27 protein-coding genes are annotated in these 25959 nt (G+C 67.1%); 3 read left to right on the forward strand and 24 right to left on the reverse strand.

Going from position 1 to position 25959, the window contains the following annotated elements; genetic code table 11:
* The first annotated feature begins 25 nt into the window (after positions 1-25).
* Both ACN9M2_RS11600 and ACN9M2_RS11605 read left to right on the forward strand, forming a co-directional pair.
* Entirely contained in the window at positions 26-1048 is a 1023-nt protein-coding gene (locus ACN9M2_RS11600) for a ligase-associated DNA damage response exonuclease (protein WP_426284891.1), read from the forward strand.
* Positions 1048-2643, forward strand: coding sequence for an ATP-dependent DNA ligase (locus ACN9M2_RS11605; protein WP_426284892.1), 1596 nt, complete (start codon positions 1048-1050; stop codon positions 2641-2643). The genes ACN9M2_RS11600 and ACN9M2_RS11605 overlap by 1 nt, the downstream gene beginning before the upstream one ends.
* Before the next feature lie 4 nt (positions 2644-2647).
* Here ACN9M2_RS11605 and ACN9M2_RS11610 read toward each other — a convergent pair whose 3' ends face one another.
* The 13 genes from ACN9M2_RS11610 to ACN9M2_RS11670 all read right to left on the reverse strand — a co-directional run bounded on the left by ACN9M2_RS11610 (position 2648) and on the right by ACN9M2_RS11670 (position 13407).
* Positions 2648-3367, reverse strand: a complete 720-nt coding sequence (locus ACN9M2_RS11610) for a copper homeostasis protein CutC (RefSeq protein WP_426284893.1) — start codon at positions 3365-3367, stop codon at positions 2648-2650.
* A 2-nt stretch (positions 3368-3369) separates the two neighbouring features.
* Positions 3370-4389: a N(4)-(beta-N-acetylglucosaminyl)-L-asparaginase gene (locus ACN9M2_RS11615; RefSeq protein ID WP_426284894.1), complete on the reverse strand. Its 1020-nt coding sequence runs from the start codon at positions 4387-4389 to the stop codon at positions 3370-3372.
* On the reverse strand, positions 4316-4630 hold the full coding sequence (locus ACN9M2_RS11620; RefSeq protein ID WP_426284895.1) for a hypothetical protein: 315 nt from the start codon (positions 4628-4630) through the stop codon (positions 4316-4318). Before ACN9M2_RS11620 ends, ACN9M2_RS11615 begins: the two co-directional genes overlap by 74 nt.
* A complete protein-coding gene (locus tag ACN9M2_RS11625; protein ID WP_426284896.1) occupies positions 4614-5147 on the reverse strand; it encodes a PulJ/GspJ family protein in 534 nt (177 codons plus the stop codon). The genes ACN9M2_RS11620 and ACN9M2_RS11625 overlap by 17 nt, the downstream gene beginning before the upstream one ends.
* Complete coding sequence (locus ACN9M2_RS11630; protein WP_426284897.1) at positions 5129-5473, reverse strand: type IV pilus modification PilV family protein; 345 nt, start codon at positions 5471-5473, stop codon at positions 5129-5131. The genes ACN9M2_RS11625 and ACN9M2_RS11630 overlap by 19 nt, the downstream gene beginning before the upstream one ends.
* A 711-nt stretch (positions 5474-6184) precedes the next feature.
* Positions 6185-6391 carry a cold-shock protein gene (locus tag ACN9M2_RS11635; RefSeq protein WP_306846354.1) on the reverse strand — a complete coding sequence of 69 codons (207 nt, stop codon included), beginning with the start codon at positions 6389-6391 and terminating at the stop codon, positions 6185-6187.
* A gap of 135 nt (positions 6392-6526) precedes the next feature.
* Positions 6527-7273 (reverse strand): S-methyl-5'-thioinosine phosphorylase, encoded by a 747-nt coding sequence (locus ACN9M2_RS11640; RefSeq protein WP_426284898.1) that lies wholly within the window; start codon positions 7271-7273, stop codon positions 6527-6529.
* 5 nt (positions 7274-7278) lie between these two features.
* A complete protein-coding gene (locus ACN9M2_RS11645; RefSeq protein ID WP_426284899.1) occupies positions 7279-7824 on the reverse strand; it encodes a hypoxanthine-guanine phosphoribosyltransferase in 546 nt (181 codons plus the stop codon).
* Positions 7825-7831: 7 nt separating this feature from the next.
* Positions 7832-8833, reverse strand: a complete 1002-nt coding sequence (nagZ, locus tag ACN9M2_RS11650) for a beta-N-acetylhexosaminidase (protein ID WP_426284900.1) — start codon at positions 8831-8833, stop codon at positions 7832-7834.
* Positions 8827-9351, reverse strand: a complete 525-nt coding sequence (locus ACN9M2_RS11655) for a CYTH domain-containing protein (RefSeq protein WP_426284901.1) — start codon at positions 9349-9351, stop codon at positions 8827-8829. The genes nagZ and ACN9M2_RS11655 overlap by 7 nt, the downstream gene beginning before the upstream one ends.
* Before the next feature lie 13 nt (positions 9352-9364).
* Complete coding sequence (rlmD, locus tag ACN9M2_RS11660; RefSeq protein ID WP_426284902.1) at positions 9365-10666, reverse strand: 23S rRNA (uracil(1939)-C(5))-methyltransferase RlmD; 1302 nt, start codon at positions 10664-10666, stop codon at positions 9365-9367.
* Between the two features lie 85 nt (positions 10667-10751).
* On the reverse strand, positions 10752-11357 hold the full coding sequence (locus tag ACN9M2_RS11665; RefSeq protein WP_426284903.1) for a YdbL family protein: 606 nt from the start codon (positions 11355-11357) through the stop codon (positions 10752-10754).
* 22 nt (positions 11358-11379) lie between these two features.
* Positions 11380-13407, reverse strand: coding sequence for a hypothetical protein (locus tag ACN9M2_RS11670; protein ID WP_426284904.1), 2028 nt, complete (start codon positions 13405-13407; stop codon positions 11380-11382).
* 45 nt (positions 13408-13452) lie between these two features.
* Between ACN9M2_RS11670 and ACN9M2_RS11675 the strand changes: the two genes are divergently transcribed.
* Positions 13453-14184: a response regulator gene (locus tag ACN9M2_RS11675; RefSeq protein ID WP_426284905.1), complete on the forward strand. Its 732-nt coding sequence runs from the start codon at positions 13453-13455 to the stop codon at positions 14182-14184.
* An 11-nt stretch (positions 14185-14195) separates the two neighbouring features.
* Here ACN9M2_RS11675 and recO read toward each other — a convergent pair whose 3' ends face one another.
* The 11 genes from recO to ACN9M2_RS11730 form a co-directional block, all read right to left on the reverse strand.
* The gene (gene recO / locus ACN9M2_RS11680) at positions 14196-14888 is read right to left on the reverse strand and encodes a DNA repair protein RecO (RefSeq protein WP_426284906.1); all 693 of its coding nucleotides are present in this window, start codon (positions 14886-14888) and stop codon (positions 14196-14198) included.
* Positions 14889-14909: 21 nt separating this feature from the next.
* Positions 14910-15842 (reverse strand): GTPase Era, encoded by a 933-nt coding sequence (gene era / locus ACN9M2_RS11685; RefSeq protein ID WP_371025037.1) that lies wholly within the window; start codon positions 15840-15842, stop codon positions 14910-14912.
* Complete coding sequence (gene rnc / locus ACN9M2_RS11690) at positions 15839-16495, reverse strand: ribonuclease III (RefSeq protein WP_426287909.1); 657 nt, start codon at positions 16493-16495, stop codon at positions 15839-15841. Before rnc ends, era begins: the two co-directional genes overlap by 4 nt.
* Positions 16496-16501: 6 nt before the next feature.
* Positions 16502-16876, reverse strand: a complete 375-nt coding sequence (locus ACN9M2_RS11695; RefSeq protein WP_371025038.1) for a DUF4845 domain-containing protein — start codon at positions 16874-16876, stop codon at positions 16502-16504.
* A 140-nt stretch (positions 16877-17016) separates the two neighbouring features.
* Positions 17017-17919, reverse strand: a complete 903-nt coding sequence (lepB, locus tag ACN9M2_RS11700) for a signal peptidase I (protein WP_426284907.1) — start codon at positions 17917-17919, stop codon at positions 17017-17019.
* A gap of 98 nt (positions 17920-18017) precedes the next feature.
* Positions 18018-19808 (reverse strand): translation elongation factor 4, encoded by a 1791-nt coding sequence (gene lepA / locus ACN9M2_RS11705; protein WP_426284908.1) that lies wholly within the window; start codon positions 19806-19808, stop codon positions 18018-18020.
* Positions 19809-19933: 125 nt separating this feature from the next.
* Positions 19934-21358, reverse strand: a complete 1425-nt coding sequence (locus ACN9M2_RS11710) for a DegQ family serine endoprotease (protein WP_426284909.1) — start codon at positions 21356-21358, stop codon at positions 19934-19936.
* A gap of 126 nt (positions 21359-21484) precedes the next feature.
* The gene (locus ACN9M2_RS11715; RefSeq protein ID WP_426284910.1) at positions 21485-22132 is read right to left on the reverse strand and encodes a sigma-E factor negative regulatory protein; all 648 of its coding nucleotides are present in this window, start codon (positions 22130-22132) and stop codon (positions 21485-21487) included.
* Positions 22129-22725, reverse strand: coding sequence for an RNA polymerase sigma factor RpoE (gene rpoE / locus ACN9M2_RS11720; RefSeq protein ID WP_426284911.1), 597 nt, complete (start codon positions 22723-22725; stop codon positions 22129-22131). The genes ACN9M2_RS11715 and rpoE overlap by 4 nt, the downstream gene beginning before the upstream one ends.
* Positions 22726-22883: 158 nt before the next feature.
* Positions 22884-25400 carry a putative bifunctional diguanylate cyclase/phosphodiesterase gene (locus ACN9M2_RS11725; protein ID WP_426284912.1) on the reverse strand — a complete coding sequence of 839 codons (2517 nt, stop codon included), beginning with the start codon at positions 25398-25400 and terminating at the stop codon, positions 22884-22886.
* Between the two features lie 13 nt (positions 25401-25413).
* Positions 25414-25896 carry a hypothetical protein gene (locus ACN9M2_RS11730; protein WP_426284913.1) on the reverse strand — a complete coding sequence of 161 codons (483 nt, stop codon included), beginning with the start codon at positions 25894-25896 and terminating at the stop codon, positions 25414-25416.
* Positions 25897-25959: the final 63 nt, after the last annotated feature.

A 25959-nucleotide genomic window follows, 5' to 3' on the forward strand; every position in this document is an offset into this window, starting at 1 on the left:
CGATCCGCCGCCTACCTTCGGCCGCATGGATGGCGACCTGCTGCTGCCGCGCCCCGAAGGCCTCTACTGCCCGGCGGGCGACTTCTTCATCGACCCGGTGCAGCCGGTCGTCCGCGCGGTCGTCACGCACGCGCACGGCGACCATGCCCATGCGGGCAGTGCGCTCTATCACGTAGCGCGTGCCGGCGGCGGACTGATGCGCGAGCGCCTCGGTGCCTCGGCCACGCTCCGCGAACACGACTGGAACGAGGCCTTCACGCTGGGCGAGACCCGCGTGTCCCTGCATCCGTCCGGACACATCCTCGGCGCGGCGCAGGTCCGTATCGAAGGGCGTGGCAAGGTCACGGTGGTTTCCGGCGACTACAAGCGCGAGTCCGATCCCACCTGCGCGCCCTTCGAACCGGTGCCGTGCGATATCTTCGTCACCGAATCCACCTTCGGCCTGCCGATCTACCGATGGCCTCCCATGAGCCAGGTGGTGGACGAGATCCTCGACTGGCTGGAAGAATGCGCGACACGCGGCGTGCCGGCGGTACTGTTCTGCTACGCCCTGGGCAAGGCACAGCGCTTGCTCGCCGAACTGGCCACGCGCACCGACCGCACGGTGCACCTGCACGGTGCGATGCTTCGGCTGGTCGAGGCATACCGCGAGGCGGGCGTGCACATGCTGCCTACCGAGGCCGTGAGCGAATCCGCACGCGGCAAGGATTTCGCCGGCGAACTGGTGATGGCGCCGCCGTCGGCAGCGGGATCGCCATGGATGCGCCGCTTCGCCAAGGCTTCCACCGGCTTCGCTTCCGGATGGATGCAGGTGCGTGGCGCACGCCGTCGCCGTGGCTACGACCGCGGCTTCGTCGTGTCCGACCACGCCGACTGGCCGGGCCTCATCCGCAGTGTGGAAGACTGCGGCGCGAAGCGTATCTACGTCACCCATGGCGATGGCGAGGCCTTGATCCGCCACCTGCGCGAGAACGGCCACGACGCGCTCCCGCTGAGCGCGCTCGGGGGACGGATGCCGGAGATTCGCGGCAGCGAGGAAGGCGACTGATGCGCCGTTTCGCCGCCCTTTTCGAGGTACTCGACCGCACCTCGTCCACGGCCGCCAAGCGCGACGCGATGGCGGCGTACTTCGCCGAGGCCCCCGCGGGGGACGCAGCGTGGGCCGTCTACGTCCTCGGCGGCGGCAAGCTCAAGCGAACCGCCACGTCGACCGAACTGCGCGCCGCGCTCGCCGCGGAGGCGGGCTACGCCGACTGGCTCATCGACGAAAGCTACCAGCATGTCGGCGATCTCGCGGAGACGATCGCACTGATGCTGCCAAGCCGCGGCGACGAGCAGGAAGACACCTCGCTGCATGTATGGATGGAAGCGCGCCTGCCGTCGCTCAACGCGCTCGAATCGTCCGAACGCATCGATCTCCTGCGCGAATGGTGGCGTCCCTTGCCACGCGGCCAGGTCTTCCTGGTCAACAAGCTGCTGACCGGATCGCTACGGGTGGGCGTGTCGCACCGGCTCGTGGTGCAGGCGCTCGCGCAATGGGCGAACCTGCCCACGGACCTGGTCGCACACCGTCTCAGTGGCAACTGGGCACCCAGCGCCACGGCCTTCCGGGCATTGGCCGGACCCGAGCGCGCCGACGAGCATGCGGGAGAGCGTCCCTACCCGTTTTTCCTCGCCTCGCCGCTGGAACAGGAGGTCACATCGCTTGGCGATGTCGGCGAGTGGCTGGCCGAGTGGAAGTGGGACGGCATTCGTGCCCAACTGATGCGCCGGGAGGGAGAAACCGTGCTCTGGTCGCGCGGCGAAGAACGCCTGGATGGGCGTTTCCCGGAGATCGAACAGGCGGCACGCGATCTTCCCGACGGCTGCGTGATCGATGGCGAGATCCTGGCATGGACGCTCGACGAAGCGCATCCGCTTCCCTTCGCCGCGTTGCAGAAGCGCATCGGCAAGCTCAAGCCCGGGCCGAAACTGCTCGCCGATACGCCCGTGCGCCTGATGACCTACGACCTCCTCGAATCGCATGGCCAGGACATGCGCGAGCGTCCCCTGGCCGAGCGCCGCGCAATGCTGGCCAGCCTGGTAGAAGACCGGCGCCCGACGCTGATGCTCTCGCCCGCCATACGGGCGCCCGACTGGACGGCGTTGACGGCGGTGCGCGCCGAGTCGCGCGAGCGCCGCACCGAAGGCCTGATGCTCAAGCGGCTCGACTCGCCTTACCGCGTGGGCCGCAAACGCGGCGACTGGTGGAAGTGGAAGGTCGACCCCTACACGATCGACGCCGTGCTGCTCTATGCGCAGCCGGGTCACGGTCGACGTTCCGGGCTATTCACCGACTACACCTTCGGTGTGTGGGATGACGATGCGCTCGTGCCCGTGGCCAAGGCCTACTCCGGACTCGACGATGACGAGATCGCCCGGCTCGACCGCTGGATACGGTCGCACACCATCGATCGTTTCGGTCCGGTGCGCTCGGTCGAGCCGACACACGTCTTCGAACTGGCCTTCGAAGCGATCCAGGCGTCCAGCCGCCACAAGGCGGGCGTGGCCGTGCGCTTCCCGCGCATCCTGCGCTGGCGTACCGATCTCGCCATCCGCGATGCCGACAAGCTCGACGAGCTCCGCCGCCTGGCCTCGGGTTGAGGCGTCAAGCGAGAGCAGCGACCAGCGCGCGCACGGTCTCGACGTCCGTGCGGATCTCGCCCGCGCCCATGCCGAGCGCGTCGCCGGGTACGCGGCGCATCGCCGAGGGAAGGCGCTTCTTCGCCGACGCGTGGAATTCGCGTGCGCGTGTCGCCTCGCGAAGGTCGAGGACATTGCCCGGTTCGATGCCGGCTCCGGGCATCACGGCGATCCGCCCTCCCGCCTGGGCCACGAGCCGCGCGATGGACGAGGCACCGGCCACCGCGCTCTGCATGCCGCCGGAGGTGAGCACTCGCTCGAATCCAAGATCGATCACCGTTTCCAGCGCGGAGGACTGGTCATCGACCAGGTCGAACGCGCGATGGAAGGTCAGCCCCATGCCTTCGGCCGCGCGCACGAACAAAGCGCAGACGTCCACATCCACTTCGCCTTCGGCGGTGAGCGCGCCGACCACCACGCCGTCGCAACCGAGTGCCCGGCAATGCGCGATGTCGTCGAGCATGGCTTCGACCTCGGCGTTCTCGTAGACGAAGTCGCCTGCCCGCGGACGAATCAACACATAGAGTGGGATGCCCAGGCCCTCGCGTGCCAACGCGATGGTGCCGTGCGAAGGCGTGATCCCGCCCTCTTCCAGACAGGCGCACAGTTCGACGCGTCCCGCACCGCCTTCCTGCGCGGCGAACGCCGATGCCACCGAATTAGCCGCGATCTCGAGCAGCGCCATGGTCAGTAGCTGCTCTTGCCGGGAATCAACGCATCCTGCTTCGCCGCATCGCAGACCGCATAGGAAAAACCCTTCTGGATCGCCCAGGCGCCGACGTTGCCCTTCTTGTCCATCGCGAGAAAGCCGACCTGGAGATCCTTCGCGTTCGGCTTCTTGCGCAGGATGCGCTCCACCGCCTCGCGGCATGCGTCTTCGGGCGAGCGGCCCTGGCGCATCAGTTCCACGACGAGGAAGCTGCCGACGTTGCGGATCACCTCTTCGCCCACGCCCGTGGAGGTCGCGCCGCCCACGTCGTTGTCGACGTAAAGGCCAGCGCCGATGATCGGGCTGTCGCCCACGCGTCCGTGCAGTTTCCAGGCCATGCCACTGGTGGTGCATGCACCGGACAGGTTGCCCTTGGCGTCGATCGCGAGCATGCCGATCGTGTCGTGATTGCTGGCATCGCCCGGCGTTCCACCGGGACCCGCGTTGTAGCTCTTGACCTCGCTATTGGCCACCGGCTTGTACTTCGCCGTCTTAAGCCATTCGTGCCAGGCCTTTTCCGATTCGGGGGTGAGCAGTTCCTCGCGCGGGAAGCCCTGCTCGATCGCGAACTGCAGCGCGCCATCACCCACCAGCAGCACATGGGGCGTGCGCTCCATGACCCGCCGGGCGACGGAGATCGGATGGGCGATATGCTCGATCGCCGCCACCGCGCCGCAGTTGCCGTTCTCGTCCATGATGCTGGCGTCGAGCGTGACCTTGCCGTCGCGATCCGGATACCCGGCGCGACCGACGCTATGGTTGCGCAGGTCGGCCTCCGGTACGCGGGCGCCCTGCTCCACCGCATCCAGCGCGCGCCCGCCGGTGGCGAGCACTTTCCAGGCGGCCTGGTTGGCGGCCACGCCGAAGTCCCAGGTGGAACACACACGCGGAACCATCCCCGCGGCGGTCGTGGCGGAAGCTGCCTTAGCGATGCCCTTGGCGGCCAGTGCCACGCCGGAGGCGATCGTCGCCCCCTGGAGGAATCGTCTGCGATCCATGGGTTGCCTCATTCGACGACGCGTCGGCCGCGCCATCGCCGATGGTCGCACGGGCGTCGCCGCCATCGCCACCATGAAGGACGCGGCGGTGCCGGGCGTCTCTCTCCGCCTGGTGGAACTCCTGCGCGGCCAGCACCCGCGACCGCGCGGAGCGCGACAACGAAGCGGCAAGGATCGCCATCATCGCGAGCACCGCCAGCACCACGAGCAGGATCGCGCCACGCTCAACGGACCGGCGCACAACCACCCCGGTCCGTCGTCCGGCTGTAACGGCGCCCATCCACCGTCCATAGCACCACTTCGAGCGCTTTGGCTCTTTTTCCATGGATCGGTGCGAAGGGCACCTGGCGGAGCGTCCCGCCGTCGTCCCTTAGCGAGGCGATGAACTCGGCGCCGGCGATACCATCGAGGTAGGTCTGGCAATCCGGCCCTTGGCATCGCCAGAGTCCCCCGTCGACGAACCATTCGGCATGGTCGAGCACCAGTGCCGGCATGCCACCATGCACTGTCTGCGTCGTGCAGCCGCGTGCCTCGACGCAACCCTTCCACCCCGTCGACACGCACAGGTCCCGGGCGATCGCCGCATGCGCCAGCCACACCGCGTCTTCCATCCTCGTCGCCGCGCGCTGGCGAACGATGGCAAGCCCCATGATCGACAAGCCGGTCATGGCGACCGCGGCGACGATCGCGGCCACCGCCAGCCCGACGAGCAGTTCGACCAGCGTCATGCCACGAGCCGTCACGGATCGAACGGCCATGACAGGACCTCGCGCGTCGCCCAGGCGATCTGGACGGCGCACGCCGCCGCAGGCCTGCAGGTCACGGAACCCCTGGCGGCCGGCCCCACCTGCCGCTTGAGCGCGGCATGAAACACACGCAGGTCTTCATCGGAAACGGTACCGCTGCCGGCGCGTATGCGTGCCTCCATGCTGACCGCGATCGTGGTCGCCGCGACAAGCCGCGACGCCCTCGCGTCGATGGCCATCGACTGCGCCACCCATGTCGCGACCGACGCACTGCCGATGGCGAACACCGCCAGCGCGAGAAGCGATTCGATGAGGGACGAGCCGGAGACATGTCGCATCCACACAGGGTCCGATGCCAGGCGTGCACACGCTGCCGGAAAAGGGCAAAGGCGATCGTCGGAATCCGTGCCGCCGGGCGTGAGCGAAGCCGGGATCGCAGAAATTCGTAAGCCGCTCCGGTGGGAGCCGACTCTGTCGGCGATGGGTGCTTGCCTCAACCGGGCCCGCTGCCGCGGGATCGCCGACGGAGTCGGCTCCCACCAGGGTGCAGTGGTCAAACAAGGGGGCGGTGCTTTGCGGTGTGTCCCGATGTGCGGTGTCGCGGTGTTGGGGTGTGCGGTGTGTGCTGTCCGGCGTGCGACAACCTGAGCTCTTTCCCATCAACCCGCCGCAGTGTCGAGAGAGCTGCCGGGCGTCCCCCTCGGCGCGACATGAGGCGACGAGGACGGCCCGGCGGAAAAGGCCCGTCAGGGGATCGGCCAGGACGGCCGATCGTTTCCGCTGAGCCAGGAAGGCGAATCGAAAACCCCCGCCCGACCGTCCGAGCCCGCCGGGGCGCAGCCATCAAACATGGCCGCGCAGCGGCATCCTTCCCCAAGGGACGGCGCCGCCTGGCGCGCCGAGGGGGACGCCCGGCAGCTCCCCCGCCACGCACACAACCCAACGCGAGGGCGAAGCCGAGCCCGACCCCCGAAGAACCTCAAAAAATGCGAAACAAAAAAAACCCCGCGCATTCGCGCGGGGTTTTTATGGCATCGATGTCGTGGCGTTCACGCCGCGATTTCGACGCCGGACGCCTGGGCCCCCTTCGGCCCATTGGTCACTTCGAACTTCACACGCTGGCCTTCCTGAAGGCTACGGAACCCCTTGGAGTTGATCGCAGAAAAGTGGACGAACACGTCCTCCCCACCGTCCTCGGGCGCGATGAAACCGAAACCCTTGGCATCGTTGAACCACTTGACCGTACCGAAACGCATTGCGGAAACCTCTGGACATGGACTGGAAGCACCCGGATGGCGAGGCGTTCCCCATGGATCCCCTTGGCCTGCCCCCGCGGCGCGCACAAAGTATCATCATGTTTTAGACCAAAGCGCAACTGGGACGCTTTCCCGTCAGGCATCCGCCAGCAGGCGTCCGAGGATCGGCGGTACGTTCGCGGTCGCCGCCGCGAGGTGGGCGAAGATCTCCTCGATGCTTATTTCCGCTTCGTCGCCGGCACCCGCCGCATAGTTGGCCACCAGGGCAAGGCACGCGAACTCCAGGTCGAGTTCGCGTGCGAGCGCCGCTTCCGGCATGCCGGTCATGCCGACCAGGTCGCAGCCGTCGCGTTTCATGCGCGCGATCTCCGCCCGGGTTTCCAGTCGCGGGCCCTGGGTGACGCCATGCACGCCACCGTCGACAATCGCCAGACCTTCCGCACGGGCGGCGGCCAGGATCGCCTCGCGCAGGCTCTGCGTGTAGGGCTCGCTGAAGTCGATGTGACGCACTTCCGCCCCATCGACATCGTTGAAGCTGGTATAGCGGCCGTGGGTGTAGTCGATGATCTGGTCCGGCACGACGAGGGTACGCGGGCCCATGTCGTCGCGGATGCCGCCCACCGCGTTCACAGCCACGACGCGGCGTGCGCCGAGCGAATGCAACGCCCACAGGTTCGCCCGGTAATTCACCCGGTGCGGCGGCAACGTGTGGCTCTCGCCGTGGCGGGCGAGGAAAGCGAGACGCTTGCCGCGGAAGTCGCCCATCACGACATCGCCGGAGGCCGGACCGAAGGGTGTCTCGACCCGTTGACGCCCGGTATTCTCCAGGCCCTCGAAAGCATACAGGCCACTACCGCCGATGACGGCGAGATCGATACTCATCGACATCAGTCCTTCAGTGCGTAGATGGCCGGCAGGTTGCGCGCCTGCTCGTGGTAATCCATGCCATAACCGAAAACGTAGCGATCGGGAAGATCCACGCCGTTGAAGTCGGCCTCGATGCCGTGCGCACGGCGGCCATGCAGCTTCGTGCAGAGCACCGCCAGCAATACACGCGATGCCCCCATGTCGAGGCATGCGTCGCGCACGGCCTTCAACGTGTGGCCTTCATCGAGGATGTCGTCCACCAGCAACACGGTACGGCCGTTCAACGGCACTTCGGGGCGACGCAGCCAGTGCAGGTCGCTTCCGCTGGTCTCGCCGCGGTAACGGGTGGCGTGGACGTAGTCGAACTCGAGGTCGGTCTTGACCGATAGCGCCAGCTGGCCGGCGAAGACCAGCGCACCATGCATCACGGTAAGGAAGACGGGACGTTCGCCGGCGAGGGCGATGTCGATCTCCTTGCCCATGCGGGCGATTTCGATGTCGAGCTGTTCACGGGTGAACAAGATATCCGAGCGCGCGAGCGCGTCGTCGAGCGAAGCGGCAGTCATGGTCAGGTCAGGGCTCCAGGGCGGTCACGCGCGCGATGAACCGGTCGCGTTGGGGATTGTCGATAAGGCCTTCCCAGGTCGAACCGATCGCACCGCGCAAGGGGGCGATACGCTCGGCCGGCGACGGGCGGCGGCCTTCGACCGCTGCGATCGCCTCGGGAACGACGTCGGGAAAGCAGGCGAGCACGAGGTCGCAGCCAGCATCGAGGTTCGCGGCCACGCGCGCGGCGATGCCGCCGACGCCGCCGGCCGCGGCCATGCTGATGTCGTCGCCGAACACGCAGCCGCGAAAGCCGAGTTCGCCGCGCAGGATTTCCTCGATCCAGATACGCGAATAGCCGGCAGGACGGTCGTCCACGGCGGGGTACCTGACGTGTGCGGCCATGACGGCTTCCGCGCGCGCTTCCATGCCGGCCACGAAGGGCTGGAGGTCGTCGCGCAGGATCTCGTCCTTGCCGCGCGGATCGACGGCGACGGATTCGTGGGTGTCTTCCTTGACCGAGCCGTGGCCGGGAAAATGTTTCAGCACGGCCGCCATGCCGCCCAGGTGCATGCCGCGCACATAGGCCTGCACGAGTTCCGCGGCGATGGCCGGATCGGCGTGGAAGGCACGGTTGCCGATGGCCGCGCTGCCGCGTTCGAGATCGGCCACCGGCGCGAAGCTGAAATCTACACCGATGGCGCGCATTTCGCTGGCCATGATCCACGCATGTTCCTCGGCGCGATTCACCGCCTCGACGGGATCGCTCTCGTACAACCTGCCGATCGCCGCGAGCGGCGGCAACCGCGTGAATCCCTCGCGAAAGCGCTGCACGCGCCCTCCTTCCTGGTCGATGCAGACGAGGAAGTCGTCACCGGCGACGTCGCGGATGGCGTCGATCAAGGCCGTGACCTGCTCGCGCGAACGGAAGTTGCGCGAGAACAGGATCGTCCCGACCACCCCTGGCGCGGTGAGCCGGCCGTGTTCGTGCGCGGCCAGTTCGGTACCGGCAAGGCCGATGATCAGCATGCGGTGTCCTCCTTCCCTTCCCGCTCGGCGGCCGACCAGGTCGCATAGGGCCGGCCGATCAGGTTGACGTTGTAATAGCGGGTCTGTTCGCTCACTTCGATGCCGAGCCAGTCCGGTCGCGGATACGCCGCGTCGACCGAAGGCAACTCCACTTCCGCGACGAACAGCCCGGCGTTATCGCCCAGGAACTCGTCGATTTCGAAGTGTGCGCCATCGAGCATGACATGGTGACGAATCTTCTCGAGCACGCCATCGGACAGCTCGTGGAGCAGATGCTCCGCCTCCGCGAGCGGAACGGTGTATTCGAACTCGTGCCGCTCGATACCGAGCGTGGCCGACTTGATGTTGAGCCATGCCGCGTCACCGGCGATGCGCACGCGTACCGAACACTTCGCCTGCCCGGCGGCGATGGCGGCGGCATTGACGAGGTAACCCTGCGCCATGCGCTCGCTGCGCTCCACGAGGGAACGCCAGCCGTCGTTCGCGAGGAGGAACTTGCGTTCGATTTCGACGCCCATGGATTCCCGCCCTTCAGCCGCGCTCGAACAGCGCGATGGATTCGACATGCGCGGTGTGCGGGAACATGTCCATGACACCGGCCGACACGAGCTTGAAGCCGTGCTTCTGCACAAGGATACCCGCGTCGCGCGCCAGCGAGCCGGGGTGGCACGATACGTAGACCACGCGCGAGGTGCCCTTGCGGGGAAGGTATTCCAGCACCTTGTCGGCACCGGCACGCGGCGGGTCGAGCAGGATCTTGTCCCACGGCTGCGTGGCCCATGGCGCGGCACGCTGGTCTTCGAAAAGGTTGGCGACGCGAAACGAGGCGTTGCCCAGGCCGTTGCGGGCGGCGTTGGCCGCCGCACGCTCGACCAGGCCATGCTCGCCTTCCACGCCGACCACTTCCGCGGCGTGCCGGGCGATCGGCAAGGTGAAATTGCCGAGGCCGCAGAACAGGTCGAGCACCCGGTCAGCAGGCTGCAGGTCGAGCAGTTCCAGCGTGCGCGCGAGCATGCGCTGGTTCATGCCGGCATTCACCTGTACGAAGTCCAGCGGAAGGAACTCCAGTTCGACGCCGTCGGCCGGCACGGCGAAGGCCAGGCGTGGCGATTCGGGCCAGATCGGATGCACGCTGCTCTGGTTGCCCGGCTGCAGGTAGATGGCCAGGCCGTGCTCCTTGCCGAACGCGACCAGGGCCGCCCGGTCCCGCTCCGACAGCGGCACCAGGTGACGGAATACCAGGGCCACGGTGTCGTCACCCGCGGCGAATTCCACCTGCGGGATATCGCGAGCCGCGTCGAGGCCGCCGATGAGTGCGGCGAGCAACCCCACCTTCGGCCCAAGCGCCGGATGGATGACCTCGCAGGTATCGATGTCCGCCACGAAACGCGGGTTGGCTTCCTCGCGGAAGCCCACAAGCACGCGCTCCTTCTTCGCGACATAGCGAACCGAGAAACGGCCCTTGCGCCGATAGCCCCAGGGCTGGTCGGTGAGCGGCGGCAACCACGACGCGGGGCTCACCTTGCCGATGCGCTCGAAGTTTTCCGCCAGCACGCGTTGCTTGGCGGCGATCTGCGCGGCCGGGTCCATGTGTTGCAGCGAGCAACCACTGCACTGGCCGAAGTGACGGCATTTCGGTGCCACCCGCTCGGGAGATGCCTGGAGCACCTGGACGATCTCGGCGTCGTCGTAGTTACGGTGGCGCTTGCGGTACTTCAGCAGCACGCGCTCGCCCGGCAACGCGCCGGAGACGAAGGTGGCCTTGTTGTCGATGCGGGCGACGCCCCGGCCGTCGTGGCTGAGGTCGGTGATGATGGCTTCGAATTCGGTCATGCGCTCAAAACGTAAAGCCCGGACCGCCGACGGCCCGGGCTGGCTGGGAGGACGCGCCGCGAGGCGTGCGATCCTGGCGGAATGCCTACTTGCGCTTCCAGGCGCCGGAGGCATCGCGATAATACCAGCCCGGCGGTGCGCGCTGGACCCAACCCTCGGCGAAGGTCTTGCGGATCTGCGGCTCCCACTCGGGGTGGCCGTTCGCCGCCGCGATGGCACGATACAGCGTGTCGCGGTCGTTGTTTTCCTGTTTGACGAGGCCGTCCGCCTGCGAGCGCTGGTCCAGGGGCAAGGCACCGGCGTCACGCACGGCCACCAGTCCGTCGGCGGTGAAGCCCACCGCGCCGCTATCGAACAAGGCTTTCAGCTGTCCACCGAAACGGGCCTTCATGCGTGCCCGGATCGCGTCGGTCTCCGGCGTGCGGACCTGGATGTCCGGCGCGTCCGCTGCCTGCGCGGCGGGAATGACCAGGTCGAGCAGCGACGCCGACGGCTGGTTGCCCGGCGCCGGCCGCGCCGGCGCGTCCTTGGCGGGCGAGGGCTTGCCGACCCCGCTTTCGTCGAGGACGTTGCCGATGAACTGGTCCGCGGCTTTCTGAGCCGCCGCCTCGGGGAAGTAGACATTGATGGTGACGCAGCCGACGAGGGCTAGCGCCGCAGCCACAATGAGGCCAATCAGGGATTTACGCATGATTTCTACTCCACTTCCTGGGTTATCGCACGACGGGTCCGTCGCCTTCCGTTGCGGCTTGCAGGCGGCGGACCAGGGTATGCCAGTCCACTTCCCGCTGGTGTCCCACCACCGTCAATCGGGGCAAACCGCTGCCCTCGACGATAGTGTAGCCATCCTTCGCCGGGCCCAGGCCGCCCATGCTGCAGACATCGCCTTTCAGCGTGCACGACAGGCCGATGCGCTTGTAGCCGAAGGTCTTGAACAGCTTCAGCACCGTGCCCTGGAGTCCACCGGCGATACCGCCCCCGCCCACGGAGGTGAGGTTGTTGACCGCTTTCTGGCTGATCCTGCCTCCTTCATCGGCGACGAGGCTGGCCTTGAACGATGCCGGGCTCCACGCAACCAGGCGAAGGTCGTCGATCGCCCCGTGCAGGCGACCGGTGATGTTGCCGAAGTCGAACACCGAGGTCAGCAGGCCGAGATCGAGGCCGCGCAGGGCGATGTCGCCGGTCAGCACGGGCGCATCGCCGAACGGACGCGACAGGGTCATGCCGGTGATATCGACGAAGCCGTCGAAGACATTGAGGGACAGGCCGCCAGCCAGTTCGACCCGGTCGTCGACATAGCGCAGCGAGGGCACGGCGCCGCCGAGCGTCCCCTGGAACTGTGGCCAGCCTAGGGCGCGACAGAAGGCGGCCATGTCGATCTGGGTGAGCGCCAGCGAGGTTTGCAGCCGCTCGCCGCTGGCGGCCGCAGGACGCAGGGAGAGCCCGAGGACGCGCAACTGGCCGTCGAGGACGGGAATCGCGAACGGCTTATCCAGCTTCAGCGTCCCACCGGTGCTGTGCCAGGATGCCTCCGCCGCGCCATTCGGGATGCGGTAGACCCTCAAGGCGCGCCAGCCGAGCTTCGTCGCCGGCCGCTCGTCGGTGGCGCTCCAGTCGACGGAGCCGCGCAAGCCATCGATGCCGAGGCGCCCATCGGACAATGCCAGATCGAGACCGCCGGTCTGCATGGCGAAGGCCTTGAGCGCACCGCCTTCCATCGTCACGTGACCGGCCACTTCACCGCTCGCACGCAAGCCGTCGAGGCCGGCATCGCGCAGCAGTCCCTTGCCGTAGCGATTGTAGGCGGCTGGAAAGCGGGCGTTGAAACGATCGAACCTTAGCCGCGACAAATCGCCCTTGGCATTGAAACCGAGTTCGCCTTCGAGCTGCAAGGCGTCGGGATCGGTCAGGCGCAGCCGAGGGATCGCGAGTTCGCCTTTATGGGTACGGATGCCCAGCGCCAGCTGCACGGCATGCGCAGGCAAGTCGGCATACAAGGGACCGAGCAGCAGATCGCCACCACGCAGGGTGGCGTCGAGGTCGATCGACTGGCCGTCGGCGTGACTGTCGAGACCGAGGCGGCCGCCGCCGGACAGCGACTGCCCGGCGAGCTTCCCGCCCGGACTGTCGAAGCCGACACCGTCCAGCGCGAACTGGCCGGCCGCCTGGACGCCGTCTTCCAGGATATCGAGCGCGAGGTCGGCGTCGACCCGCCCCGCCGTGGCACGGCCGGACCAGACGGTGGAGAGCAGGCCCTGCAACCATCCCGCGGGAAGGTCCTTCAGGGTGATCTGCGCGTGGGTGGGTTGGTCCATCGGCAAGGCCACCTGTGCGGAGGCCTTGTCCTGGCGCAGCGACACCTCAAGCGTATTCGCGGCGGCGTCGGCGACGATCCGCACGGTGGCGTTGCCCAGGGCGCCGCCCGGCGCCCCCTTCAGCCGGACCGATCCCTCGAACACCCAACGGCCGAGTTCGTCGCGATCGAGCACGCCGTCCAGGCCCAGGCCGAGCTTGCGCCAGCCCATGGCAGGCATGTCCGCGCGATCGGCGGTCAATTTCACGTCGAGGCCTTTGCCGCTCGCCGCTGGATCGATATCGGCCTGCATGCCGGACATCTCCAGTCCCGGCACCTGAAGCGTGTCGGCTCCCACCGACAGACCCGCTTGCGCACCGTTCGCCCAGGCCAGGGCGATCGAGACGACGAGCAGCATGATGAACGGGCGGGTTGATACGGGGAGCATGGTCGGCCATTCTGCCAAATCCAGATGAACGACACGGAACGTTGCATGTCGCATGACGCCCCTTTTCTTCACGTCACTTCCGGCGCGCGCCGGCTGCTGGTCGCCGACGACGACCCCTCCACGCGGCAATTCCTCGCCGGCGCGCTTGGCGGGCACGGCTACAGGGTGACCCTCGCATGTGACGGCGCGGAGGCATTGTCGCTCGGGCGCGCCGAACGCTTCGATGCCCTCATTCTCGACTGCCGCATGCCCCACGCGGGGGCCATCGACGTGCTGGCCACGCTGCGCGCCGACGCCGGGTCGGCCTCGCGGGAGGCGACCGCGCTGGCGACCAGCGCGGAAGTGCCCTCCAGCCTGCGTGCGGAATTACTCAAGGCGGGATTCGCGGGAATCATCGAGAAACCCTGCCGCATCGCCTCGGTGGTCGATGCGCTGGCGGCCACCCTGGGTATCGATGGGCAGCTTCGGGTGCTGGACGACCAGGCAGGCCTCACCGCCGCGGGCGATACGGCGACCATGCAGGCGCTGCGCATGCTGCTTCGCGCCGAACTCGTGGAACTGGCTGCGGAGCTGGACACCGTGGCGGCCGATCCGGCCGCCCTCGTGGAGCGCATGCACCGGCTGCGTTCCGCATGCGGTTTCTGTGGCGCCGCGCGGCTGGGGACGCAAGCAAAGGTGCTGCAGGTACATGTGCGGGAAACACGCACGGTGGTGCCGGATGCACTGGCACGATTCCGGGAGGAACTCGATGCGACGCTGGCGGCTTTGTCTGGCTGAAGACAAGCCCGTCAGCGCAGCACCCGCCATGCACGTAGTTCGCCGCCGCCAAGGTGGAAGCCGATCACCTGGCGCATCATGCGCCGTAGCGAAGCCAGCCCCGCGGTGTCCGGCGACTGGTCGACGGCCAGCGCCAGCAGGTCGGCCCCGCGAATCGCCTGCGGATCGCCGGCACGTCCCGGCATGACGCCGGATTCCGGGTCATAGAAATACGTCGCCGTGGGCTCGAGCGGTTCGCCCTGGACCGCGTCCACGTCGAGCTGCAACGCATACCCCAGCGAGTCGAGCATGTCGCGCTCGAAACGTCTCAGGGTCCAGGCCAACGGTTCGCCCGCCGCCATGCGCCGCAATGTGCGTTCGTAGAAGGCGAACAGTTCCGCGTTCGGATCTTGTCGCCCGGTGAGCCGGACCACCAGCTCGTTGAGGTACAGGCCGGCGAGCCCCGCATCGCCGGTCAGCCTCATCACCGCACCGGAAGGTTCGGCGCCACGAAGCGTGGCCAGTTCGCCCTTCAGGAGCATGTCCAGCTGGATACGCTGGAACGGCTCGAGCTGGGCGCGCTGGAGGCGAGCCCGCTCCTTGCGCACTCCCCGCGCGACGACGCCGATGCGGCCGTAGTCGGGGGTCAGGCACTCGACCAGCAGCGAGGTTTCCCGGTACGGCCGGGCGTGCAGGACGAAGGCGGGTTGTTGCTCGATGCGCATCGCGACCGGCGGCCGGCCCGTTTATTCGTAGCCGAAACGCTTGAGCAGGTTTTCGTCGTCGGCCCAGCCTTCGCGTACCTTGACCCACAGCTTGAGGAACACCTTGCGTTCGAACAGGTTCTCCATCTGCTTGCGCGCGGACGTGCCGATAGCCTTCAGCTGCGCGCCGCCCTCGCCGATCACGATGGCCTTCTGCCCGTCGCGCTCGACCCAGATCACGGCGTGCACCTCGGCGATGCCGTCGGGACGATCCTGGAAGGCTTCGATCTCCACCGTGGTGGCGTACGGCAGCTCCTGGTCCAGCCGCAGCATCAGCTGCTCGCGGACCATCTCGGCGGCGAGGAAGCGCTCGCTACGATCGGTGATCTCGTCTTCGCCGTAGATCGCGGCCTGTTCCGGCAGCCGCTTCAGGATGCCCTTCTCCAGGCCGGAAAGCCCCTTGGATTTCAATGCGCTGACGTAATAGACGTCGTCGAACGGATGCTTCTGCATCAGGTCGGCGACGAAGGGCAGCATGACCGTCTTGTCCTTCTGCAGGTCGACCTTGTTGATCGCCAGCAGCTTCGGCATGTCCTTCTGTTCGGCAAGCGCCGCGTACATCGTCGCGTCCTCGTCGGTCCAACGGCCGGCCTCGATCACCTGCACGGCCAGGTCGACCTCGGTGATCGCCGCGCGCGCGGCGCGATTGAGGCTGCGGTTCATCGCCCGCTTGCCGCCGCGGTGCAGGCCCGGGGTGTCCACGTAGAGGATCTGCCCCTGGGGCTTGCTGGCGATACCGAGGATGCGGTGGCGCGTGGTCTGCGGACGGTGGCTGACGATGCTCAGGCGTACGCCGATCAGGGCGTTGAGCAGCGTCGACTTGCCCACGTTGGGGCGACCGACCAGGGCCACGTAGCCGCAGCGGAAGTCGTCGTCGACGACGGAGTCGTGTTCAGTGATGTCGATGTCATTCATGTCTTGGTTTCCAGCAGGCGGCGAAGCACCGCTTCGGCGGCGTCCTGCTCGGCGGCGCGACGGCTGCCGCCGCGCCCTTCGACGCGGATCGGCTCAGGTTCGTCGATGGAACAGCTGACGTCGAAGATCTTGGCATGGTCTTCGCCGTAGCTGTCGGTGAGTTCGTAAACGGGCAGCGGCAAGCCCCTGCCCTGCAACCACTCCTGCAGGCGCGTCTTCGCATCCTTGCTGGAACGTTTGATTTCTGCCACACGAGGCATGAACAACCTGCGTACGACCTGGCGGCAGGCGTCGTATCCATCGTCGAGGTAGACCGCCGCCACCAGGGCTTCGAAGGCGTCGGCCAGGATCGAATCGCGCCGGTAGCCGCCGCTCTTGAGCTCGCCTGGCCCCAGCTTGAGGATGTCCCCCAGCTCGAGTTCACGCGCGATCACCGCCAGCGCCTGGCCGTTCACCAGCTGCGCGCGCAACCGCGAGAGTTCGCCTTCACTCGCGTTAGGGTGGGCCTCGAAGAGCAATTCGGCCACCGTGACGCCCAGCAGCGCGTCACCGAGGAATTCCAGGCGCTCGTTGTTCGGCCGGCCGGCGCTTCGATGGGTCAGCGCCAGGGCCGCGAGGTCGGGGTTACGGAAGGAATGGGGAAACTGCACGATCGCTCGTTACACGGACGGATTCCTCAACTGCACGGCGTTGTCGAAGTGCAGGAGGAAGTCGATGTTGTAGATGAAATGGATTTGCTTCTCGTAGTTCACGTTCAGCGTGGCGCCGTTGCCGCTGCGATCGAGCGTGATGTCCTTGGGCTGGATCGTCGCGTCGTCGACATACTGGAAGCCCATCTTGAAGATGAGGTCGCGGCGGATGCTGTCGAGGTCCTGCGTGTTGCCGCTCGTCGCCAGCTGGCTCATCGCCTTCTTAACGCCGAAGAACTCGATGTAGGCCGGCACGAGCTTCATGGCCATGAAGGCGAAGAAGCCCAGCACGAGCAGCACGATGACGAAGCCGATGAGAGTAATACCCGATTGCCTGGATTTCATGATCGTGTCCCGCCGCCACGGCGGCTCCCCTGTTCAAGACGGTGAATGCGCTGCGGGGCGCGATATGCGCCCCGCAGCGGAGATTACCTTGTCCGGCGCCATCCGCAACGCCCGCCGGCGTGACGGAGGCCTCCGTTCGGTCAATGGATGACCTTGCCCATCTTGGAAAAATCGAACCAGCCGTTGCCCGGGCCACGCCAGGCGAGCCAGACGAAGAACGCCTTGCCGACCAGGTTCTGCTCGGGCATGCAGCCCCACCAGCGGCTGTCGGTGCTGTTCATGCGGTTGTCGCCCATGACGATATAGCAACCCTTGGGCACCTCGGACGGGACGGCCGCGTTGGGGATGTCCTGGGGCATGTTGAATGCCGGGGTCAGCGCGATCGTGTGATTGATGCTGCCCAGGTGCTCGGTGTAGAGCTTCGACCCGTAGGTCATCAGCAGGCGGTCCTCGGGGCGGTTCATGCTGCCCTTGAACGGACCGATCTCGTCCGCCCCCACGCGCTCGCCATTGATGTACAGCTCGCTGCCGCGGGTTTCGATGCGGTCGCCCGGCAAGCCGATCACGCGCTTGATCCAGTTCTCGCTGGGCACCGGGGCGTGCGGGTCCTGACAGGAGATGTCGCCGCTACGGACGGTCTTGCCGTTTTCGTCCTTGCACACGTAGCCGGGGAAGCGGAAGACCACGACGTCGCCACGACGGGGTTCGCCGTTCTCGACCAGCTTGTTGTTGAAGGCCGGCATGCGCAGGCCATAGGCGAACTTGTTGACCAGGATGAAATCGCCGACGTCGAGCGTCGGCATCATCGAGCCGGAAGGGATACGAAAGGGCTCCGCCACGAACGAACGCAGGATGAGCACCACCAGGATCACCGGGAACAGCGAGCGGGCCCAGTCGACCGGCCAGGGTTCCGGTTGCTCCGTACCGGCGGCCTCCGCCCGGGCGCGACGCGCCTTCACCAGGAACAGGCGATCGAACAGCCAGATCACTCCGAAGAGGACCGTGAGGCCGAGTAGGATCGCCGAAAAATCGAATGCCGCCATGCCAACTCCATCAGTCGTGTCGAGGGGCCGTGAGGCCCATTCCGGCGCATCCGGCGCCGGGGTTCCATAGGTGAAAGGTCATGCCGCGACGGCGGCGCTCACTTGTCCACCTTGAGCACGGCCAGGAACGCTTCCTGTGGGATCTCCACGCTGCCGACCTGCTTCATGCGCTTCTTGCCTTCCTTTTGCTTCTCAAGCAGCTTCTTCTTGCGCGACACGTCGCCGCCGTAGCACTTGGCGAGAACGTTCTTGCGCAGCGCCTTCACCGTGGACCGGGCAATGACGGCCGCGCCGATCGCCGCCTGGATGGCCACGTCGAACTGCTGGCGCGGAATCAGATCCTTCATCCGCTCCACAAGTTCCCGGCCCCGGCGGTCGGCATGCGAACGATGCACGATCAGGCTCAGCGCATCCACGCGGTCGCCGTTGATCAGGATGTCCACGCGCACGAACGGGCCCGCGTCGAAACGCTCCAGGTGGTAGTCCATCGACGCATAGCCGCGCGAGACGGACTTCAGGCGGTCGAAGAAGTCGAGGACGACCTCGGCCAGGGGCAATTCATAGGTGACCTGGACCTGGGTGGCCAGGTACTGGATGGTCCGCTGCACGCCACGCTTCTCTTCGCACAGCTTTATCACGTTGCCGACGTAGTCGCCCGGCGTGAGGATGGTCGCGACGATGATCGGTTCGCGGATCTCGGTGATCTGCTGCGGCGGCGGGAGCTTCGCCGGGTTGTCCATGGCGAGCACGCTGCCATCGGTCTTCAGCACTTCGTAGACGACGGTCGGCGCGGTGGTGATGAGATCGAGATCGTACTCGCGCTCCAGGCGCTCCTGCACGATTTCCATGTGCAGCATGCCGAGGAAGCCGCAACGGAAGCCGAAGCCCATCGCCTCTGAACTCTCCGGCTCGAAGAACATGGCCGCGTCGTTGAGGCGCAGTTTGTCCAGCGCCTCGCGCAGCGCGGGGTAGTCGTCGGCCGACACCGGGAAGAGGCCGGCGAACACGCGCGGCTTCATGGTCTGGAAGCCCGGCAGCGGAGCCGCCGCCGGCTTGCCCGCGTGGGTGAGCGTATCGCCCACCGGCGCGCCATGGACGTCCTTGATCGAGGCGTTGATCCAGCCGACCTCGCCGGCCGCGAGCCGTTCGAGCTTTTTCCGCTTCGGGGTGAACACGCCGACGTCGTCGACGAGATGCGTGCGGCCGGTGGACATGACCAGGATCTTGTCGCCGGGACGGATCTCGCCCTGCATGACGCGGACCAGCGAGACGACGCCGAGGTAATTGTCGAACCAGGAGTCGATGATCAGCGCCTGCAGCTTGTCCGTGTCGCCCGGCTTCGGTGCGGGAATGCGCTGGATGATGGCTTCCAGCACCTCGACCACGTTCTGGCCGGTCTTCGCGCTGACGGGGATGGCATCGCTGGCATCCAGGCCGATCACGGCCTCGATCTCGGCCTTGGCCTTCTCGATGTCCGCCGTGGGCAGGTCGATCTTGTTGAGGACCGGAATCACCTCCAGGCCCTGTTCGATCGCCGTATAGCAGTTGGCGACGGACTGCGCCTCGACGCCTTGCGCGGCATCGACGACCAGTAGCGCGCCTTCGCACGCGGACAACGAGCGGCTGACCTCGTACGAGAAGTCGACGTGTCCGGGGGTGTCGATGAAATTCAGCTGGTAGGTCTTGCCGTCGCGCGCCTTGTACGGCAGCGATACCGACTGGGCCTTGATGGTGATGCCGCGCTCGCGCTCGATCGGATTGTTGTCGAGCACCTGCGCTTCCATTTCGCGCTCGGACAAACCGCCGCACAACTGGATGATGCGGTCGGCCAGGGTCGACTTGCCGTGGTCGATGTGGGCAATGATGGAGAAGTTGCGGATGAGTTCCATGGAGCGCCGTGGTCACGTTCACCATCGCTCGCGGCGCGAACGACGCGCGCCGGCCTTTTGGCCAGCGCGAATCCCGCATTATCGCATGGAAGGCCGACCGCCGCCGAGCGGCGGCCGGCCGGGCCTCAGCGCTCGCTGGGGACGGTCACCCCGACGAAGCGGGTGGAATCGTCGCGACGGACCAGCAGCATGGCCGTATCGCCGGGCTTGATCCCCTTCACGGCATCGCGGAAGGCGGCGGCGCTGCCGACACGCTTCTGGTTGACCATGAGGATCACGTCGCCCGATTGCAGGCCGGCGCTCGCCGCGGCGCGTCCGGTGATCCGGCTGACCACGACGCCCTCGCCCGCCTTCAAGCCGAGTTCCGCGCGGGCCGAGGCATCGATGTCCTGCACCGACATGCCCAGGGCCGCGGCCGAACCGCCGGCCGGCCCTTCGTCGCCACCACCGGCCGCCGCGGCCAGGGCGCTCTTGTCGCGCGGCAGCTCACCGACCTTGACGTCGAGTACCTGCTTCTTGTGGTCGCGCAGGATTTCCACCTTCGCCATGGAACCCGGCTTGGTGATGCCGACCAGGGGCGGCAGGTCAGGCGACTGGGTGATCGGCGTGCCGTTGAACGAGAGGATGACGTCGCCCTGCTTGATACCGGCCTTGTCGGCGCCGCTTCCGGGGGTGACCTGCGCCACGAGGGCACCGTTGGCGTCGGGAAGGTCGAGATTCTTCACGAACTGGTCGACCGGCTGCACGGTGACGCCGAGCATGCCCCGCGACACGTAGCCCTTGTCCTTGATCTGCTGCACGACGTTCATCGCGACATCGATGGGGATCGAGAACGAGAGGCCCTGGTAACCGCCCGACGTGGAGTAGATCTGCGAGTTCACGCCGATGACCTGGCCCTGGAGGTTGAACAGCGGTCCACCCGAGTTGCCGCGATTGATCGGCACGTCAGTCTGGATGAAGGAGGTGTACGGCTGGTCGCCGCTGCCGAGGTTGCGGCCGACGGCACTGATGATGCCGTGGGTCACGGTGGCGTCCAGGCCGAACGGCGAGCCGATGGCGAGCGCCCACTGGCCCCGCTTCACGGTGCGCGAATCGCCGATGGCGACCGTGGGCAACGAACCGCCGTCCACTTTCAACAACGCGATGTCGTACTGGGGGTCCTTGCCGACGACCTTCGCGGTGAAGGTACGGCGATCCTGCAGACGGACCTTCACCTCGTCGGCGTCGTCGACGACATGATCGTTGGTGAGGATGTAGCCATCGGCGGAAATGATGAAACCCGAACCCAGCGAGGTCTGCTCACGCGGCGGCGTGGGCACGCCAGGCATGCCGAAGAAGCGCCGCAGCAGTTCTTCCTGGTCGTCGGGAGCCGCGTCGGGGCCGCCGCGCGCCTTGCGGGCCGCGCCCGTGGTCTTCGCTTCCACGTGAACCACGGCGGGCGCGTTCTTTTCGACGATGCCGGTGAAATCCGGTAACGCTTGCGCCTGGGCGCCTGCCGTTACCACGAGCAGTGCGCCACCAAGTAGCGCGCGTGCATGCCAGAGAGCCATCGATTTCCTCCTTTTTACCTAACCACGGCTGCCCGTGCGAGGAATGACCCCGCACGTATCGTTACTGGAACCTAGAAAATAAGCGCGCCTGGGGACGTCAGGCGCGCATGGAACATGCGCCGCGGCTCAGCGAGCCTGCGGCACGACGACCGGCTGCACATACCGGGTACCGTCGGGACGGATCATCAGCATGTAGCCATTGCCTTCCGGGGCTGTGGCGGCCCGGGCGCGGTGAATCTGGTAAGGCGTGGAACGCGGCAGGTAGGCCGAGGCTCCGCCGTCTTCAGAACTGTCGAAGGCGGCCTTCTGGGTGAACTGGGAGGCCATGCTGCCACCGCTGAGCCACTGCGGCGCGACGGGTGCCGCGGCCGGCGCGGGCGTGGCGTCGGCCAGCGGGGAATCTCCGACCGTGGGTGCATGCTGGGCGACATCCGCCGTGCCCGGGCGGTTGCCGGTGGGCTGGGAGATCATCAGTGCGGCGACTGCGACGCTGGCTGCGATGGCGCCACCCGCCGACCACTGCAACCAGCGGCGGCGCGGGGCAGCCGCGGCGCCGGGCTCCGCCTCGATGGCCGCCATGACCCGGCTGGCGAAATCGCTGGAGACCAGCGGCGCACCCTGCTTGCGCAGACCGTCACGCGCCACGTGGAAGCGCGCCCACGTATCGGCGAGGACCGGATCGGCCTCGAGACGACGTAGCAGGAAGCGGATTTCCTCCCGTGACAGCTCTCCATCCATACCGGCGGAGAGAATTTCCCGATTGGCTTCGCTCATGGGGTGTGGTCCTCGCGGTCGGACAACAGCGGCCGCAGTTTCTGGTCGATGGCTTCACGAGCCCTGAAAATACGCGAACGGACGGTTCCAATGGGACAGTCCATGATGACGGCAATCTCCTCGTAGCTCTTGCCATCCACCTCGCGCAGGGTAATCGCGGCCCGAAGCTCTTCGGGCAAGGCTTGGACAGTGGAAAACACCGTTTGTTCCACTTGTTCACGCATCATTTCACGCTCGGGGGTCGCGCTTTCGTGCATGCGGGTGGCCCCGGGCACGTAGACGGCGTCCTCGATGTCGATATCGCCGGTGGGTGGGCGGCGGCCCATGGCCACCAGGTGGTTCTTGGCCGTGTTCACGGCGATCTTGTACAGCCAGGTATAGAAAGCGCTCTCGCCGCGGAAGGACTTCAGCGCGCGCCAGGCGCGCACGAAAGCCTCCTGGGCGATGTCCTCGCACTCGGTCCGGTCGTGCACGTAACGCGAGATCAGCGCGATGACCTTGTGCTGGTACTTGCGGACCAGCAGGTCGAAGGCGCGGCGATCCCCTTGCTGCACCCGTTCGACAAGTGCTTGATCCAATTCGTTTTCGCCCATCCGGGCCGTCTCCTCAACTCTATCGGGGCCAGTCGCGGGCGCAGCTGAGACATGCGGGCGCCGTGCAAGTTCATTGTGGACGGTCCGGAGTCGTCCCCACGGGGAGACATGCGGGCCCGAACCTGGACCTCAAGCGGGAGCCCCACCCCCACAGGGTATCAGGCCGGGATGGCCTGCCCTTCGCTCACCAGGCGCTCGCGTTCGGCCAGCAGCTTCTCGAAGCTGGGCACGGGTAGCGGCCGGCAGAACAGGTAGCCCTGCAATTCGTCGCAGCCGTTCGCACGCAGGAACTGCAGGTGCTGCTCGATCTCGACGCCCTCGGCCACCACTCCGCGCTTGAGCCGGTGGGCCATGTCGATGGTGGCGCGGACGATGGCTTCGTCGTCGGGGTCCACACCGATGTTGCGGACGAAGCTCTGGTCGATCTTGATCCGGTCGGCCGGCAGCCGGCGGAGGTAGTCGAGCGAGGCCGCGCCGGTGCCGAAATCGTCGATGGCGATGCCGCAGCCCATCGCATGCAGCGCGTCGAGCGTCTCGACCAGGTGCGGCACGGTCTTCACGCTGATGCTTTCGGTGACCTCTAGCTCGAGTTGCCGCGGATCCAGCCCCGTGTCCTGTAGCGCGGAGGCCACGACGGCCGCGAGGTTCTGCTGCATGAGTTGCACCGCCGACAGGTTCACGCCGATCCGCAAGCCCAGTCCGTACCGCGCTTCCCATGCCCGGGCCTGCGCGCAGGCCGTGCGCAGCACCCACTCGCCTATCGGCACGATCAAGCCGCTTGCCTCGGCGAGCGGGATGAAGAACGCCGGACTGATCATGCCCAGCTCGGGATGCTCCCAGCGGACCAGCGCCTCCATGCCGATGATGTCCTCGGTGACGGCGTCGACCTGCGGCTGGTAGAACACGCGCAGTTCGTCGTTGCGTACCGCGTGGCGCAGGCGAACCTTCAGCTCGGCCTGCTGTTGCTGCGCGGCATCCACGTTGGCGGCGTAGATCTGGTAGTTGTTGCGGCCCAGGCTCTTCGCGCCGTACATCGCCTCGTCGGCATGGCGCAGGAGCAGCTCGCCCTCGACGGCGTCATCGGGAAAGAACGAAATGCCGACAGAGATGGTCGCCTGGAGTTCGGAACCGTCCTCCAGCGATAACGGCACCTCCATGGCCTGCACTATTTTTTCGGCGATGCGCAACACGTCGTCGCGCTTGATGATATGGCGCAGGATCAGGGTGAACTCGTCGCCCGCATAACGCGCGACGGTGTCGGAGGCACGTACGCTGGCGCGCAGGCGCTTGGCCAGGGCGGTGAGCACCTGGTCGCCCACGCCGTGACCCAGCGTCTCGTTGATGCCCTTGAAGCGGTCGAGGTCGACCAGCAACGTGGCGAAGCATTCGCCCGTGCGTTCCGCTTCGCGGATCGTGGTCTCGAGCCGGTCGTTGAAGAGCAGCCGGTTCGGCAAGCCGGTGAGCATATCGATGAGCCCACGCACCCGGCCCTGCTCACGCGCCCGGCGCAACTCGAGCGCGGAGGCGAACCGGGCGGTGGCTGCGCGTAACGCAGGGCCTAGCACACGTGCGTCGCCGGCTGGCCGGCGACGGCCGGCGAGCAAGGCGCCGAGCACGCTGCGGCGCTCGTCCAGCAGGGGCAGCAAGACGTAGGAACGCAGCCCCAGCGTGTCGATGAGGGGATCGGTCGCCGGCGCGTCCTCGCCGGCGCCGAGTCGCGACAGCGTCTCGCCGCCCAGGCACACCTTGAGCAACGGCAGGTCGGAAGCGTCGGGCCATTCGACGGAACCAGGCCCGTTCCATATCCGCGCCAGCACCTCGGGGCCGTATTCGCTCTCGGGAAATGCCGACCACACGGCCACGACGTCGAGTTCGAGGGCATCGGCGAGCATCGCCGCGGCCTCGCCCATTCCTTCGTCGTCACTGGAACACGCGTCCAACACGGCGAGCAGGGACAGTGCGCGCTCCGCCATGTCCACCGCGCGCATGTCGCGGAAACCGACGGCGATGCGGTGTTCGCCACGATCGACGACATGGCGCACGTCGACCTCGCCCCCTATGTCGCCACCGTCACGTCGACGCAGGGTGCAAGCAAGGCCCTCGCCATCGGGCACTGGCCATGCGGCGCCGTCCGCCAGCGCGAACATCTCCGCCAGCAGGCGCCCTTGCACAGGCCCGTCGCCGGCGAAGAGCCGATCCATCGCTGTACCGCTCTCGATGACGCATCCGCCGGGCGTCGAAGCGATCACCCAGGCCGCGCCGGCGTCGAAAGCGAAGCGCCAGTCTTGTGGTTCGGGGCCGACCGCGGGTGCGAGCCCACGAACGGCCGCGCGCACCCGTTGCGCCAGCTCGACGCCGATGGCGCCTTCGCGCAGCCAGTCCATGGCGCCTTCCGGTGCCACGCCCGGATGGTCGTCGACGACATGGACGACCGGCACCGGGGCGTACCTCGGCGAAGCGCGCAGGATGCGCAGGCCCTGGGCCATGTCCGCGCTGCCATCGGCGCCGAACACGGCCACGTGCAAGGGCGGTGCGTCGGCGAGCAGCGCTTCCAGCTGGGTGGCATCGCGCGCGCTCAGCAATACGAAATCGCCGTCCATGTCGAGCGCGTCGAAGACCGCGCGGCGGATATCCCGCCGCGGCGTGAAGATGAGCACGCCGATGGATTCCTTCATGCCTGCCATCCGCTCAGACCACCCATCGGCCGTCGCGCAACCGGGGTGCCGCCGAGCGCGCGTGCCAGTCGGCTTCCACGCGCACCACGTCGCTCTCGAAGGTGGCGAGCAGGCTGGGGCTCGCGCCGAGCAGCACGACCCGGCGGACATGTCCGGTCTGCGCGCGCGAAAGTTGCCGTAAAAGTGCACCGTCGGTGGCACTGGGCACGCCGGCGGGCATGTCGAGGAGGTACACGCCGAAGTGAAGGCTCTGCGAGATGTAGCGCAGGGCATCGCCCAGGCGCAGGCAGCCCGGCACGCGCATCTGCGCGTCGCGCAAGCTCACCAACCCCTCGGCATGGCGCCACAGGTAGACGGCCTGCCCCGTGCGCCGGGCGACCAGGCGGAATTGCTCGACCAGCAGGGCCGGGTCGTTCGTCTTCAGGGCGACCAGGGGTCCCGAGGCCGACAGAATGCGGTCGAAGACATCGTTTCCTACGTTGGCATCCACGGACATCGGCGGTCGATCTGCTTGAGTGGCGCGAAGTATCCGCCCATCCCCGGCCCCGCGCCAGCCGTC

The sequence above is a fragment of the Luteibacter sp. E-22 genome, from assembly GCF_049913125.1.
Classification (GTDB): Bacteria; Pseudomonadota; Gammaproteobacteria; order Xanthomonadales; family Rhodanobacteraceae; genus Luteibacter.